The sequence below is a fragment of the Kurthia sp. 11kri321 genome, assembly GCF_001534765.1.
Classification (GTDB): Bacteria; Bacillota; Bacilli; order Bacillales_A; family Planococcaceae; genus Kurthia; species Kurthia gibsonii.
This window is the reverse complement of record NZ_CP013217.1, coordinates 2,138,716-2,155,202: the sequence shown is the minus strand read 5'-3', so window position 1 is coordinate 2,155,202 and position 16,487 is coordinate 2,138,716. Positions and strand designations below refer to the sequence as shown.

Below are 16,487 nucleotides of genomic sequence, written 5' to 3'. Positions count from 1 at the left end.
AAAGCCTGAGACGATTTTGTCTCAGGCTTTTTTCAGATTTAAGTATTTGCTTGTAATTGCATCACAAGTGCTTCATCTGGCGTTACAAATACTGTTTTTTGTTCAAAATAAATAACAAAACCAGGTTTTGCACCACTTGGCTTTTTCACTTGTTTTACCTCTGTATAGTCAACCGGTACAGACGAAGATTCACGTGCTTTACTGAAGTATGCAGCGAGTGTTGCTGCTTCTAAAATTGTTTGTTCGTCTGGATCATCTGAGTGAATGACTACATGCGAACCAGGAATATCTTTCGTGTGTAACCATGTTTCCCATTTACGTGCAATTTTAAAGGTTAAATAATCATTTTGTTTATTATTTTTCCCAATCGAAATCGGCACACCTGTAGAAGATACATATTTTTCTGGTGTTGGTTTCACCGGTTTTTTACGACGTTTCGATTTTTTCAGGCGCATATACCCTTGTTCTGCTAACTCTTCACGAATTTCTTCAATGTCAGCAGGAGACGCTTGCTGAACTTGTTGTGCAAGTAATTCGAAGTATTCAATGTCTGCTGTCGCAATTTGAATTTGTTCTTCCACTTTGACAAGTGCATGCTTAAACTTATTGTATTTTGCATAATAGCTCTGTGCATTTTCAATCGGTGTTTTGCGTTCACTCAGTGGAATCGTAATCTTGTCACCTGTTTCGCTATAGTAATTTTCAACCGTAACAGACTTCGCACCTTTTTCGAATTGATAAAGATTTGCCATTAATAATTCACCAAATAATTGATACTGATCTAAGTTTTGAGCGCGTTTTAAATCTTGATCTAATTTTTTTAGTTTTAGCTTCAATTTATTAATCTCAGCTTGCAACCAGTTTTCTAAATCGCCTGCTTGTTGTTTTACACGATCACGTTCTGCACGTGCAAAGAATACACGATCGAGTAATTCACTCAATGTATTGTAGTAGGTTTTTGGTTCTTCAAAGCTATGCAAATCAATTGGTGAGAAAATCACTTTTCTTCCTTGTTCTAAATACGTTGGTTTTGTTCCACCAACTACAAATTCATTCACGAAATCGCGGAAGATGGAAACCGTTGGCACTTGTTGTTCTTGTGCGCGAAATAATAATTCATTCGCGTGAAGGGGAGAAAATCCGACGAATTGTTGCATGATTTCTTTTGCATCACGAATTTCAGTGAAGAATTCTGCCAGTTGGTCATCCGTTACTGTAACAGGATTCCACTTATCTTGTTTCGGCGGTGCAATATAGATAGAACCAGGGAGAACCGTACGATAACTATTCATAGCAGGTGGTAAGTGTTTCAAACTATCCACAATTTTTTCAGTCTCTGCATCGACCATAATTAAGTTACTATGACGTCCCATAATCTCAGCATAAATATAACGTGTAATCGGATCACCAATCTCATTCTTACTCGAAATCGTCAATTTTAAAATACGGTCTGCATCGAGTTGTTCGATTGTCTCGATGAAACCACCTTCCACATGTTTACGCAATAAAGAGCAAAACATCGGTGGTTCAGGTGGATTTTCGATTGTTTGTTCCGTCATGTGTACACGCGCATATGTTGGATGAATCGAGAATAATAACTTTTTATTTGCTCCATTTGCACGAATCGTAAAGATGACTTCTTGTGCGTTTGGTTGATGCACTTTAGCGATTCTACCTGTAACGAGTTGTTGTAATTCTTTTGTCATTGCGATTGTAAATAAACCATCATAAGCCATAGTCAAATCCTCTTTCGTTCTAGAGTTTGTCAGTACTCCATATAGTTAAATCTAGTGTACCACGTATTGCAAACAAATGTTTTTTTAAGAATTTAAAAAATTAATTTTCAAAAAAGATTGACGATTCTTGACATATACTGTTTAATTATCTTGTTTTGAAAATTTTGAATAGAAAAGGAATGTGATTGATGAAAAGGTTTTTTGGAGTTTTAGCGCTGGGAATGCTTGTTACGTCGTCGTTGGTAGCATGTACAGCAGCCGATAAAAAAGACGAGACTGAACACGACAAGAAAAAAAGTACAGAGGTTGTAACAGAACAACAATTCATGAGTAAAGTGGATGAAAATTACGCCTATGACTTTGCGAAAGGTCTCGAACAATTTAAAACGAATGAAAAGTTAGGTTACAGAACTGCAGGCTCAGAAGCAGAGTTACAAACAGGTGAGCATATTGAGAAAGAGATGAAATCACTTGGTTTACAAGAAGTAACAAAAGACGAGATTACTGTAGATTCTTGGACATTTGAAAAAGCAGATTTATCTTTTAAAACAACATCTGGAAAAGAACAGTTAGCTGTTTTAGGTGGCTATCAAACGAACTTTAATACAAATGGTAAAAAGTCGTATGAAGTCGTGTATGCAAATCGCGGAACAGCAGATGATTTAGAGAAGTTGGATGTAAAAGGTAAACTGGTGTTAATAGATATTAATCAACGTGAAGAATGGTGGATTAACTACCCAACATATCAAGCGCATTTAAAAGGTGCAGCGGCGGTTATTGCTGTACAAAATGGTGGATATGGTGAAGTAGATGAATCAGCACTGAATGCACAAGATATTTGTGGTCCAGAAGATGCGCCAGCATTTTCAATGTCACAAAAAGATGCAAAAGAATTAAAAAAAGCATTGAAGAAGAACAACAATAAACTAACTGTTGATTTTGATGCGAAATCAACAGTGAAAATGAATCAAAAAACATATAACTACTACGGGAAAATCGAAGGAAAGCATAAAGATGAATACATCCTATTATCAGGACACTATGATTCATACTTTGATGGTTTCCAAGATGATAACTCGGCAATTGGTTTAATGTTAGGAATTGCGAAAGCGATGAAAGACAGTGGATATCAACCAGATAAGACGATCATCTTCAATGCATTAGCAGCAGAAGAATGGGGCGTATCGAATTCACGTTATGACTGGTCTACAGGTGCATACAATCAAATTTTCAAAGTGCATCCAGAATGGGCAAAACAAACATTTGCGAACATTAACTTTGAATTACCTGCATTTGAACATATGGATACGAATGAAATTCGCTCGGTATATGAATTTAAAGATTTCTTAACAGATTTCATTCCAACAGTTCCAGCAATTGATGGAATTTATAAAGATGGTATTCGCATCGTAACACCATTACAAACTTGGTCAGATGACTTCTCATTCTCGATTGCCGGTATTCCAGCAATCCGTAATGACTTCCAAGATAGTCAGTTCATGCATACGCATTATCATTCACAATATGATAATAATGACACGTACAATAAAAAAGTAATGAAATATCATATGAATATGTACGGTACATTAGCGATGGCGTATGACAAACAAGCTGTGACTCCGCTTCACTTTACAACACGTCTAGATGAAATGGAAAAAAGCGTGAAAGAAAAAATCTATACGATGAGCGATGTCGACGCTAAAACATTATTAAATGAATTAGCAGAAACGAAAAAAGTGGCGAAAGAACTGAATGCCAAAGTAGATGAAGTGAATGCTTCATATGAAAAAGCTCATGCAGCAGGTGACACGAAAGAAGCCGATCGTATTTATAAAGAGAATGAACAATTAAATGACGCATTGCTTGCAGCATTTAAATCAGCACAAGATGATTTTGTACGTCTTACTTGGGAAGATGAAGTGATTTTCCCACATGAACATGCACAAAATAATATCGAAGCACTTCAACAAGCTAAACAAGCATTAGAAAAAGGGAAGGCTTCAAAAGCATTAGATGAATCATTGTATAAAGTAGATAATAACTGGTATGCATATGATTATGATCGTGAAGTATATGACTATTTTACAAACTATGTAACAGACCAACCAGCAGACCGTTTAAAATGGGGTGCAGGACGCGTGATGGGACATGAAGATTTATATGATGTCATTGCATCATTACAAGCTAAAAAAGATGGTGCCAACTTCACAAAAGAGATTAAAGCAATTGATGCGGCAATTCAAACGCAACAACAATTGTTAAAGAAAACAAATGAACAAGAAGTAAAAGCAGTACAAGCACTGCGTAAACAATTAGAAGCGATGTAATATCCACCCTGAATTTCTGTCATGTTAAATAACGGAAATTCAGGGTTTCTTTTTTTAGATGCTGCGTTGTTTAAGAATTTTACGTTCCTTCATAAAACTACAAGCAAAATAAAACAGACCTATGCTATAATTAATCTATTATGCAAAGAAGGGTGTGACTGACCTTGGTGCGAAGTATGACTGGATTTGGCAGGGGTGTCACAACGACGGAACATTTTAGATTAACCGTCGAAATTCGCTCGGTGAATCATCGTTTTTTAGAAGTATCGACGAAGTTCCCGAAAGAATGGATGGAAGCAGAAATTCATACAAAAAAGCTCCTATCAACTTTACTATCACGAGGTAAGCTAGATGTTTTAGTGAATTTGAAAAAAGAAGAGCAGCAAGCACCGAAAATTAATGTCAACATTCCCGTTCTTCTAGCTTATAAAGAAGCGAGAGAACAGGTAAGTCAAGTATTGCCTGTGGAAGAGGAATGGTCGATGCAAGAAATTTTAGGGTTGCAAGATGCTTTTTTAGTAGAATCAGATGAAATACCCCATGAAACACTTTTACAAGCAGTAAGTGAAGCGGTAACTGAAGCTGCAACAGCGCTTATTCAAATGAGAGAGCGAGAGGGTCAGGAATTATATGAAGCATTACAAGGCTTCAAACAAGAACTGATGCAAGAGATTGAACAGATTCGCAGCGTATCTTCTCAAGCAGTTGAAAAATATCGCGAAAAACTCCTGCAAAGACTACAAGATATCACTTCCTCCGAAGAAGTGGAGAGCCGTATTTTAACGGAAGTTGCAGTGTTTGCAGAAAGAGTCGATATTGCGGAAGAACTCGATCGATTGTCGAGCCATTTTGAACAACTCGATGAAACACTACGAGACAATCAACCAATTGGGCGTAAATTAGAGTTTCTCTTACAAGAAATACATCGTGAAATTAATACGATTGGTTCTAAAAATCAATCGTCTGTCGCATCAATTGCAGTAGTTCAAGCAAAATCGGTACTTGAAAAAATGAGAGAACAGGTTCAAAATATTGAATAATTGTTTTTTTAGTAGTATCATTAATTATTTGTAACGATGAAGGAGACAAAATGAGAAAAGAACGTGGATTATTGATTGTTTTATCAGGTCCTTCGGGTGTCGGAAAAGGCACTGTACGAAAGGAACTATTTTCGCAGCCAGATACGAATTATGAGTATTCAATTTCGATGACAACACGTAAACCGCGCGAAGGCGAAGTGGACGGTGTTGATTACTTCTTTAAAGAAAAAGAAGATTTCGAAGCATTAATTGAGCAAGGTAAGTTACTTGAGTATGCTCAATATGTAGGGAATTATTATGGAACACCGATTGACTATGTCAACCAAACACTTGATGCAGGACGCGATGTATTTTTAGAAATTGAAGTACAGGGTGCTACACAAATTCGTGAAAAAGTTCCAGATGGTCTATTTATTTTCTTAGCGCCTCCAAGTTTATCTGAACTGCAAAACCGTTTAGTCGGTCGTGGAACAGAGACGGAGGAAGTTATTGCAAACCGTATTGAAGCGGCAAATAAAGAGCTTGAAATGATGAACTTATACGATTATGTCGTTGAAAACGATGAAGTTACATTAGCGTGTGACCGTATTAATTCAATTGTCGTTGCGGAGCATTGTCGCCGCGAACGCGTAGAAAAACAATATTTAGCAATGTTGAAGGGAGAATAATCTACATGTTATATCCATCAGTAGATGTATTAAAAACAAAAATCGATTCAAAATATTCTTTAGTAAGTTTAGCTGCAAAGCGTGCACGCGCAATGCAAGAAGGTAAAGAAGAGCGTCTATCTTCTTATAAATCAGTGAAAAACGTAGGGAAAGCTCTTGAAGAAGTAGCTGCTGGCGTTTTAACGAAAGAAAAACAAGACGAGTCAGCTATTTACGAAGACGAAGTATAATTTTCTTCCCAAAGCTTCCAGAGAGATTTATTCTTTGGGAGCTTCTTTTTTAGGATAGATTGTGCATAGAGGAGAGATAAGCATATGTTAACAAATAAAAAGATTTTGCTCTGTGTAACAGGTGGTATTGCTGTTTATAAGGCAGTCGCACTTGTTAGTAAACTGACGCAAGCTGGAGCAGAAGTGAAAGTCATCATGTCAGAATCCGCAATGGAATTTGTACAACCACTTAGTTTTCAAGTCATGAGTAAAAATGATGTTTTTTATGATACATTTGACGAAAAAGACTCATCTGTCATTGCACATATTGATTTAGCAGATTGGCCTGATCTCGTATTAGTTGCACCAGCGACAGCGAATATGATTGGCAAGTTAGCAAATGGTATTGCGGACCAAATGATTACGACGACATTACTAGCAACAACTGCACCTGTATGGATTGCACCAGCGATGAATGTTCACATGTATGATCATCCAGCTGTACTACGTAATATCGACCGTTTAGCACAAGATGGCTATTCATTTATTGAGCCATCTGAGGGGTATCTTGCATGTGGTTATGTTGGAAAAGGGCGCTTAGAAGAACCTGAAAAAATTACAGCACTTGTGTCAAAGTTTTTTGAACCAAAAGAACAGCCTTTAAAAGGAAAAAAAGTTGTCGTAACAGCAGGACCAACACGTGAACGAATTGACCCTGTACGTTATTTAACGAATTTTTCATCTGGTAAGATGGGCTATGCGATGGCGACAGCAGCGCGTGATTTAGGAGCTGATGTAACACTTGTTTCAGGGCCTGTAGATTTACCTGAACCAACAGGAATGACCGTTGTTCAAGTGGAGAGTGCAGAAGATATGCTACAAGCGGTATTATCTGTCTATGAACAAAGTGATTTAGCGATTAAAACAGCCGCAGTGGCAGACTATCGTCCGAAAAATGCAATGAATCAAAAAATGAAGAAGCAAGAAGGCGACTCGGTTATTGAACTTGAGCGAACAACCGATATTTTAAAAACATTAGGCGAGAAAAAGACGCATCAATTATTGATTGGTTTTGCGGCTGAAACGAATGATGTCCTTCATTATGCACAAGGTAAACTACAAAAGAAAAATGCAGACTATATCGTAGCGAATGATGTATCACAAACTGACCGCGGTTTTGGAACAGATGAAAATACGGTGACACTCGTTGGACATGGTGATTATGTGAAAAGCTTCCCGTCTCTTCAAAAAGAAGCATTAGCAAAACAACTCCTCTTGCATATTTTAGAACGAGAAGGCCAGATGAAATGATTGCACAAGTCATTGTCGATGTTGCGGCGTATCCAGTCGACCGACCATTTGATTATGAAGTGCCCAAACAGATGGAATCATTAATTGAGCCAGGTAGTCGTGTGAAAGTACCTTTTGGGCATCGCGATGTACTTGGCTTTGTCATTTCTGTAACAGAGGAGACAGAGATTGCATCGAATAAGATGAAGTCGATTTCCACATTACTTGATTTAGAACCTGTTTTAACAGAGGAAATGTTAGAGATGGCGAAGTGGATGACAAAGCAGACACTTTGCTATGAAATTGACGCACTACAAGCAATGCTACCATCTGCACTGAGAGCAAAATATGAAAAACAAGTGGAATGTTTAGTAGAAGTATCCATGTTACCACCGTCTTTACAAGCTCATTTTACGAAGAAGATGCGTGTTCCGTATAAGTTATTTGAAACGGAAGCACTCTTACTTGAATTGAAAAAAGCAGTGAAGTCTAAACAAGTACAAATTGTGACGGTTGTGAAGCAACAAGGGCGTATTAAATCAATTCGTAAGTTTGAAGTACATGCAGACCTTACTTTTTTACAGCAAAAACATGAGGAACTTTCTAATCGCGCACGCAAGCAAAAGCAAGCGATTGAATGGTGTATGGAACATGTGGGTGAGCGTTTTTTACCACAATACCTAGCAGATGAAATTTTTATATCCGCTTCTGTTCAAAAAGCACTTGTGGAATTAGGTGTTGGGAATTTTGTTGAAGAAGAGCTATACCGAGACCCTTTTACGCAGGAGATTACGCCTTCTTATGCTTTGCAACTTACGGATGAGCAACAAGTGGCGCTCGATGCGATTACAGAGAAAATGAATGAACAGCAACCAGAGACCTTCTTACTACATGGCATTACAGGTAGTGGGAAGACAGAAGTCTACTTGCGTGCGATTCAACATGCACTCGATCAAGGAAAAGAAGCGGTTGTACTCGTACCTGAAATTTCACTTACACCGATGATGACAGAACGATTTCGCGCGCGTTTTGGTGAACTTGTGGCAGTCATGCACAGTGGTTTATCACAAGGCGAAAAATACGATGAATGGCGAAAAATGCAACGTGGTGAAGTGAAAGTAGTAGTAGGAGCTCGTTCGGCAATTTTTGCACCGTTTACGAATATCGGTTTACTCATACTCGATGAAGAACATGAAACAACATATAAACAAGAAGATACGCCGAGATATCATGCACGCGATGTAGCCATTTGGCGTGGTATGCACTATCAATGTCCTGTTATTTTAGGAAGTGCAACACCTGCATTAGAGAGTTTTGCACGCGCGCAAAAAGGTGTGTATCATCTATTAACATTGAAACAACGTGCAAAAACACAAGCATTACCGACTGTCCAAGTCGTAGATATGCGTGAAGAATTGCATACAGGGAATCGCTCGATGTTCTCAAGAGCATTAGCAGATGCTATAAGAGAACGGTTAGAGAAAAAAGAACAAATTGTTTTGTTCTTAAATCGACGCGGATTTTCTTCATTCGTCTTATGTCGTGATTGTGGTACAGTTGTTCAATGTGACAACTGCGATATCTCCATGACATATCACCGAAGTAGTGAAAAGTTAAAATGTCATTATTGTGGTGATGAAAAGCCTGTTCCGACCGAATGTCCAGAATGTCAAAGTGAACATATTCGCTTCTTTGGAACGGGTACACAGAAAATTGAGAGTGAGATTTATAAAGTGTTCCCAGAAGCACGCGTTATTCGAATGGATGTGGATACGACACGTCAAAAAGGTGCGCATGAACGTTTGCTGAATGATTTTGGTGAAGGGAAGGCAGATATCTTACTCGGGACACAGATGATTGCAAAAGGTTTGGATTTTCCGCGTATTACATTAGTCGGTGTTATGAGTGCAGATACATCACTTCGTTTACCAGATTTCAGAGCAGCAGAAAAAACGTATCAATTACTCACACAAGTAAGTGGACGTGCAGGTCGACATGAATTACAAGGTGAGGTGATCATTCAGTCGTATGAACCAGAACACTACGCGATTGAACTAGCAAAAGAGCAAATTTTTGAACCTTTTTATGAACAAGAGATGCGCATTCGACATCGTTTTTCATATCCACCGTATTATTATGTCGTCTTAATTCAGGTGAGCCATGAAGATGTTATGCTTGCAGCAGAGTATGCGTCTTTAGTACATGAATATATTGGGCAGCATCTATCGAACCAAGTACAAATTATTGGTCCAACTGCTGCTTCCATTAGCAGAATACAAAATAGATATCGTTATCAATGTTTGATAAAATATAAAAGAGAACCACAACTACATGATGTATTAAAACAATTAATTAAGATATACCGTACAGATTGGATGAAGAAAGGTGTTCTAATGACCGTCGATTTAGACCCGACATCCATCTAGCAGTAGAAAAGAGGAAACAATGGCTATTTTACCAATTATTAAAAATCCAGCAGATGTTTTAACAACACCTGCAAAAGAAGTAACACAATTTGATGAAAAATTAGCGACGCTTTTAGATAATATGTATGAGACAATGGTTGATTCAGATGGTGTAGGAATTGCCGCGCCACAAGTGAATGAAGGCATTAAAGCAGCTGTACTTGAAATTGGGGAAGAACGTGAGATTTTAGAAATCGTCAACCCTGAAATTGTCGAGTACTCAGTTGATACAAATGTTGATGTAGAAGGATGCCTAAGCTTCCCAGGATTATTTGGCGAAGTAGAACGCTCTAATGGAATTCGTGTAGAAGCGCAAGATCGCAATGGTAATCTATTTGAAATCGAAGCATATGACTATGATGCACGTGTTTTACAACATGAGATTGACCATTTAAACGGTGTACTATTCGATTCGAAAATTACACGTATCTTAACGGAAGAAGAACTTGAAGCACTTTATGCAGAGGAGGAAGAATAAATATGACATCGATTGTATTTATGGGAACACCTCAATTTTCTGTGCCAATTTTACAGATGCTCCATGCAGAAGATTATGACATTAAAGCAGTTGTCACACAACCAGATCGTCCTGTTGGTCGTAAACGGGTGTTAACACCACCGCCTGTAAAAGCAGCGGCAGTTGAGCTTGGTTTACCGGTTATTCAACCAGAAAAATTACGTGGTTCAGAAGAATTACAACAGATTATTGACTTAGGTGCAGACTTAGTTGTAACAGCTGCATTCGGCCAAATTTTACCGAAAGCATTACTTGATGCACCGAAGCTTGGTTGTATTAATGTCCATGCCTCATTATTACCGAAATATCGTGGTGGCGCACCTATTCACCAAGCTGTATTGGATGGTGAACAAGAAACAGGCGTAACGATTATGTATATGGCTGAAAAGTTAGATGCAGGTGATATCATTTCACAAAAAGCCATTCCAATTCACGATACGCATACAACGGAGCAATTATTCGATGAATTAAGTATTGTTGGACGTGATTTATTAAAGGAAACATTACCAGCGATTATCGCAGGTACGAATGAACGTATTGTACAAGATGAATCACAAGTGACGTTTGCTTCAAATATCTCACGTGAACAAGAGCGCATCGACTGGACAAAATCAGCGCGTACAATTTTCAACCAAGTACGTGGATTAAACTCATGGCCGGTTGCTTATACAACATTAAACGGTGAGAATGTGAAAATTTGGGCAACAAAGCCTTCAGAGCAAACAACGAATGAAAAACCAGGTACGGTCATTTCAAAATCGAAAAAATTCTTTACGGTGGCAACAGGTGAAGGACAAGCGATCGATATTTTAGAATTACAACCAGCAGGAAAAAAAGCGATGCCAGCAGTCAATTATTTAAATGGTGTAGGGTCGAAATTGGAGATTGGGGATCACTTTGAATGAGTAAAGCAAAAACAGAAAAAAAGCGTGCACGTCAAGCAGCCAACGGAAATAAAGGCGCACAAGCAAAAAAAGGTAAACCAGCTATTTGGGATGGCAATGTACGTGATGCAGCGTTAACAATCTTACTCGCTGTTGATCAAAATCAAGCCTATAGTAACCTTTTGTTACATCAAACAATTGAAAAATATAAAATTGATGCAAAAGATCGCGGTCTTTTAACCGAGCTAACTTACGGTACATTACAATATAAAATGACACTTGATTACTATCTTGAACCGTATGTTCGTGGTAAACTAGATGACTGGGTTCGTTGGTTATTACGTCTTTCTTTATACCAAATTGTGTATTTAGACAAAATTCCAGACCATGCGGCTGTAAATGAAGCGGTTGAGATTGCTAAACATCGTGCGAGACATCGCGGTGTCAGTGCAACAGTGAATGGTATTTTACGCTCTATTTTACGTGAAGGTGTACAAGATACGACAAAAATTGAAGATGTGGCAACACGTATTTCAATCGAAACAAGCCACCCAGAATGGTTAGTTCGTCGTTATATCGATGCATTCGGTGTAGAAAAGACCGAAGACTTATTAATCGAGAATAACTTCCCGCCATTACAAACTGTACGTGTCAATGCAACGAAAGCAGACACGACAAAAGGTCTTGAAACATTATGGGAAGAAAAATATGCGGTGCGCCGTAGTCAAACTATTCCAGAATGTTTACACATTGTAGAGGGACAACCGGCAAAATCACAAGCATTCAAAGATGGTGTCATTACGATTCAAGATGAGAGTTCGATGATTCCAGCATATGCACTAGATGTCGAACCAGGCATGCGTGTATATGATATGTGTTCAGCTCCTGGTGGGAAAACAACGCATATTGCAGAGAAGATGAATAACGAAGGTGAACTCATTGCGACGGATTTACATCAGCATAAGATGAAGTTAATTCAGCAAAATGCAGATCGTCTTGGTTTATCAATCATTCAAACACAAGTAATGGATGGACGAAAAGCGACCGAAGCTTTTGAAAAAGAGTCGTTTGATCGTATTTTAGTCGATGCGCCATGTAGCGGTTTAGGCGTTATTCGTCGCAAACCAGATATTAAATATACAAAAAGTGAAGCGGATTTTGCTTCATTACATGTGATTCAACTTGATTTATTAGAATCAGCATATGAACTATTAAAAGTGGGCGGTAAGATGGTCTATAGTACATGTACAATAGACAAACTAGAGAACAATGGAACGGTAGAAGCTTTCTTAGAGAAGCATCCAGACCTTGTACTTGCGCCGGTAGTAAATGCACCAGAAGCCTTAACGGAATTACGTGAAACAGGCATGATGCAAGTATTCCCACAAGATTTTAATAGCGATGGATTTTTTGTAGCAGCCTTTGAGAAAAAAGCATAAATGAAGTGCTGAACAGGTTATAATACCTCTAAGCCAAAACGTTAGGAGATTCCAACAGTGGAACAAGAAAATTTAAAACCAGTAACAGAAACAAAACGTGTAAAAAAAGAAAAACCAGTCTTACGTGAATCGATCTATTCTCTTTTACCAGAGCAATTAGAAGATTGGTTAAAAGCCAATGGTGAAAAAGCATTCCGCGCGAAACAAATCTATGATTGGCTATATGTAAAGCGTGTCGGTACGTTTGAAGAGATGTCGAATTTATCAAAAGGTCTACGTGATAAATTAGCTGCAAACTTTGAATTAAGTACATTAACAACATTAGTAAAACAAGAATCAACAGACGGTACGATTAAATTCCTATTCCAATTACAAGATGGTTATTCAATCGAAACGGTATTAATGCGCCATAATTACGGAAATTCAATCTGTGTAACTACACAAGTAGGTTGCCGTATCGGTTGTACATTCTGTGCCTCAACACTAGGTGGGCTAAAACGTCATCTATTAGCAGGCGAGATTATCGAACAAGTTGTTAAAGTACAACGTCAATTAGACGAAGTAGATGAACGCGTATCAAGTATTGTTATTATGGGGATTGGTGAACCATTTGATAACTACGACAATATGATGCAGTTCTTACGTGTTATTAACCATAAACAATCATTAAATATTGGTGCACGTCACATCACTGTATCAACTTCAGGAATCGTACCAAAAATTTATGAATTTGCAGATGAAGAATTACAAATTAATTTTGCAGTTTCATTGCACGCACCAAACCAAGAAGCACGTCAAAAATTAATGCCAATCGCAAAAGCTTATAAATTAGATGAACTGATTAAAGCTGTAAAATATTACACGCAAAAAACAGGTCGTCGTGTAAGTTTTGAGTATGGTTTAATGTCTGAACAAAACGACTCAGTTGAAATTGCGAACGAATTAGCTGACTTAATCCAAGATGTAAAATGTCATGTGAATTTAATTCCGATTAACTATGTACCAGAACGTGATTATATCCGTACATCACGTAACCGTATTTTTGCTTTTGAAAAAGCCTTAAAAGATCGTGGAATTAATGTAACAATTCGTCGTGAACAAGGTTCAGACATTGCCGCTGCTTGTGGTCAATTACGTGCACAAGAACGTACAGAAGAAACTGCACACTAAATGAGGTGAAAGTTGTGAGGTATACCGTTGAAAGTGATATCGGGCAAAGAAGGTCAGTCAATGAAGATCGCGCAACTGTCATTTCCCGCAGCAATAATCAAATCCACCTAGCCATCGTAGCAGATGGCATGGGTGGACATAATGCTGGGGATGTTGCCAGTACATTAACTGTAGAAGGTTTTAAAGAAAGATTTGAACAAGTCAATGACGACGAATTTTCAACCGCAGCAAATCGTAAAGATTGGCTCTTTGAAACAGTTGTTGATTTGAACCGTCATGTATATCAATATGCGATGACACACGAAAATTGTACAGGTATGGGAACGACGCTAATTGCTGCTGTAATTGTAGGAAATGAAGCGTCTATTTGTCATGTTGGCGATAGTCGTGCCTATCATATTGATGACGAAACGATTGAAATGATTACACGAGATCACTCGTATGTGAATGTTTTAGTCGATAGTGGTGAAATTAGTGAAGAAGAAGCTGAAACGCATCCGAAAAAGAACTATATTATTAAATCATTAGGAACAGAAGATGTAATTGAACCTGATTTTTATGAATATACATTTAAGCCGAACGAATATTTACTCATTTGTTCAGATGGCTTAACGAATAAAGTAAATCAGCAAGCATTACATAAAGTCATTACCTCTTGGCAATCAATCGACGAAAAAGGAAAAGAATTAGTGCAGCTGGCAAACGATCATGGTGGTGAAGATAATATTACTGTTATCCTTGCACAGCCTCTAGGAGATGGAGGTGCCGAAGTTGCTGATAGGTAAGAGAATTAATGGTCGCTATAAACTTTTAGAAGTAATTGGTGGCGGCGGTATGTCGAATGTGTACTTAGCACACGATATGATTTTAAATCGAGATGTAGCAATTAAGATTCTACATAATAACTTTAGTAATGAAGAAGAAGCACATCGACGTTTTCAACGTGAAGCATTATCTGCTACAAGCTTAAATCATCCAAATATTGTTAGTATTTATGATGTAGGAGAAGAAGAGGGGCTTCAATATATTGTGATGGAGTATGTTAAAGGAATGACATTGAAGCAATACATCACGCAATATGCACCGTTAGAGCCAGCACGCAGCGTTGAAATTATGAAGCAATTGACGTCAGCAATTGCGATGGCGCATCAAAATCAAATCATTCATCGCGATATTAAACCGCAAAATATTTTAATGGATGAAGAAGGTAATGTGAAGATTACGGACTTTGGTATTGCGATGGCATTGACTGCTACATCCTTTACAAAGACAAATTCAGTTTTAGGAACTGTACATTACTTATCACCCGAACAAGCGCGTGGTGGTATTGCGACAAAGAAGTCTGATATTTATTCACTCGGTATTGTATTGTATGAATTATTAACAGGTGAATTACCGTTCTCTGGTGAGTCAGCCGTATCAATTGCACTCAAACATCTACAGTCTGAAACACCGTCTGTACGAGCGATTGTACCGACGATTCCACAGAGTTTAGAGAATGTCGTTTTAAAAGCAACAGCTAAAGATGCACAACATCGATATTTTACTGTGGAAAAGATGCACGAAGATTTAGAAACAGTTTTATCGCCTGAGCGTATACACGAACCAAAATTCATGATTCCAGAAGATCATGATGCAACACGAGCGATGCCTGCGATTAAAGAACGTCCTATTCCACAAGATGAAGATTTAGAAAAAACAATCGCTGTATCACCTGAACCGACAAAAGAAGTAACACCGAAAAAGAAGAAAAAGAAAAAAGGTTTGTATGTTACATTAACTATTTTGGCTCTTATTATTGCAATTGGACTCGTTTTATTCATGAATCCGAGTATTATAACAGGTAAAAATGTTGAAGTACCTGATGTTCAAAATGCAACATTAGACGAAGCGATTGATTCACTACAAACTGCTGGTTTTACAATTGGCACACAAACAGCGCAAACCTCTGATACTGTCAAAGAGGGGGACATTGTCGGAACAGATCCAGAAGCAGGTTCAAAGCTTAAAAAGGGCACAGAGGTTAATTTAATCGTAAGTTCGGGCAAAGAAAAAGTAGCGATGCAAGATTATACAGGTAAAAATGTAGATCAAGTGAAAACATTACTAGAGAAAAAAGGCTTTAAACAAGTAACGGTTAAAAAAGCATATTCAACAGAGGAGTATGATGACGTTATTAAACATACACCTGCAGCAGGTAAAAAAATTGTACCAAGTGCAACAAATGTTATTTTAACAATTAGTCAAGGTGAAAAACAAAATGTCGTATCGAATCTCATTGGATTTGATGAAGCGGCACTTAAAACCTATGCAGATTCATCAGGCTTTAATATTAAAATCACTGGTGAAGATTATTCAGAAAATCTAGAAGCTGGAAAAGTGATGTCGCAAAATATTGAAGCGGGTACGACGTTAAAAGTAGGTTCAACAATCAATGTAGTACTTTCGAAAGGTCAAAAAGAAAAACCAGTAAAACTTTACATGAAGAAACTTGATCTTGATTTTGACCCTGAAGAAGATGAGAACGGACAGGAAGCGAGTTATCAAGTCGTTCAAATCTATTTACAAGATCGTACACATAACGGAGATAAAGTAGCGCAAGAATTCCGTATTAAAGATGATATGGAAAAACGCATTACACTTGAAATTGAAGAAGGTAAAAATGCATCGTATAAAGTATTAATTGACGGTGAAGTTGAATATGAAGAAACAATTGAATATGATGATGTATAAAAAATAGGG

The 16,487-nt window shown here is 37.8% G+C and carries 13 protein-coding genes; 12 read left to right on the top strand and 1 reads right to left on the bottom strand.

Translation table 11 applies throughout. From position 1 onward, the window contains the following. Positions 1-38: 38 nt before the first annotated feature. Complete coding sequence (locus ASO14_RS10885; protein ID WP_068455022.1) at positions 39-1,736, bottom strand: Rqc2 family fibronectin-binding protein; 1,698 nt, start codon at positions 1,734-1,736, stop codon at positions 39-41. Between the two features lie 188 nt (positions 1,737-1,924). Between ASO14_RS10885 and ASO14_RS10880 the strand changes: the two genes are divergently transcribed. From ASO14_RS10880 to pknB, 12 genes are all read left to right on the top strand, one after another. Beyond that, positions 1,925-4,063 (top strand): M28 family peptidase, encoded by a 2,139-nt coding sequence (locus ASO14_RS10880; protein ID WP_068455020.1) that lies wholly within the window; start codon positions 1,925-1,927, stop codon positions 4,061-4,063. Positions 4,064-4,239: 176 nt separating this feature from the next. Next, positions 4,240-5,103 (top strand): YicC/YloC family endoribonuclease, encoded by an 864-nt coding sequence (locus ASO14_RS10875; RefSeq protein ID WP_325942923.1) that lies wholly within the window; start codon positions 4,240-4,242, stop codon positions 5,101-5,103. A gap of 50 nt (positions 5,104-5,153) precedes the next feature. Beyond that, positions 5,154-5,771, top strand: a complete 618-nt coding sequence (gene gmk, locus ASO14_RS10870; RefSeq protein WP_068455018.1) for a guanylate kinase — start codon at positions 5,154-5,156, stop codon at positions 5,769-5,771. Positions 5,772-5,776: 5 nt separating this feature from the next. Further along, positions 5,777-6,001, top strand: coding sequence for a DNA-directed RNA polymerase subunit omega (gene rpoZ, locus ASO14_RS10865; RefSeq protein ID WP_068455013.1), 225 nt, complete (start codon positions 5,777-5,779; stop codon positions 5,999-6,001). A gap of 84 nt (positions 6,002-6,085) precedes the next feature. After that, the gene (gene coaBC, locus ASO14_RS10860) at positions 6,086-7,291 is read left to right on the top strand and encodes a bifunctional phosphopantothenoylcysteine decarboxylase/phosphopantothenate--cysteine ligase CoaBC (RefSeq protein ID WP_068455011.1); all 1,206 of its coding nucleotides are present in this window, start codon (positions 6,086-6,088) and stop codon (positions 7,289-7,291) included. Beyond that, positions 7,288-9,696 (top strand): primosomal protein N', encoded by a 2,409-nt coding sequence (gene priA, locus ASO14_RS10855; RefSeq protein ID WP_068455009.1) that lies wholly within the window; start codon positions 7,288-7,290, stop codon positions 9,694-9,696. Before coaBC ends, priA begins: the two co-directional genes overlap by 4 nt. A 19-nt stretch (positions 9,697-9,715) precedes the next feature. Further along, positions 9,716-10,213: a peptide deformylase gene (gene def / locus ASO14_RS10850; RefSeq protein ID WP_068455006.1), complete on the top strand. Its 498-nt coding sequence runs from the start codon at positions 9,716-9,718 to the stop codon at positions 10,211-10,213. Positions 10,214-10,215: 2 nt separating this feature from the next. Next, positions 10,216-11,157: a methionyl-tRNA formyltransferase gene (gene fmt / locus ASO14_RS10845; RefSeq protein WP_068455003.1), complete on the top strand. Its 942-nt coding sequence runs from the start codon at positions 10,216-10,218 to the stop codon at positions 11,155-11,157. Next, positions 11,154-12,575: a 16S rRNA (cytosine(967)-C(5))-methyltransferase RsmB gene (gene rsmB / locus ASO14_RS10840; RefSeq protein ID WP_082701461.1), complete on the top strand. Its 1,422-nt coding sequence runs from the start codon at positions 11,154-11,156 to the stop codon at positions 12,573-12,575. The genes fmt and rsmB overlap by 4 nt, the downstream gene beginning before the upstream one ends. A gap of 57 nt (positions 12,576-12,632) precedes the next feature. Then, positions 12,633-13,745 carry a dual-specificity RNA methyltransferase RlmN gene (rlmN, locus tag ASO14_RS10835; protein WP_068455000.1) on the top strand — a complete coding sequence of 371 codons (1,113 nt, stop codon included), beginning with the start codon at positions 12,633-12,635 and terminating at the stop codon, positions 13,743-13,745. A 14-nt stretch (positions 13,746-13,759) separates the two neighbouring features. After that, positions 13,760-14,530 carry a Stp1/IreP family PP2C-type Ser/Thr phosphatase gene (locus tag ASO14_RS10830; protein ID WP_068454997.1) on the top strand — a complete coding sequence of 257 codons (771 nt, stop codon included), beginning with the start codon at positions 13,760-13,762 and terminating at the stop codon, positions 14,528-14,530. Next, entirely contained in the window at positions 14,508-16,478 is a 1,971-nt protein-coding gene (gene pknB, locus ASO14_RS10825; protein ID WP_325942921.1) for a Stk1 family PASTA domain-containing Ser/Thr kinase, read from the top strand. Before ASO14_RS10830 ends, pknB begins: the two co-directional genes overlap by 23 nt. Positions 16,479-16,487: the final 9 nt, after the last annotated feature.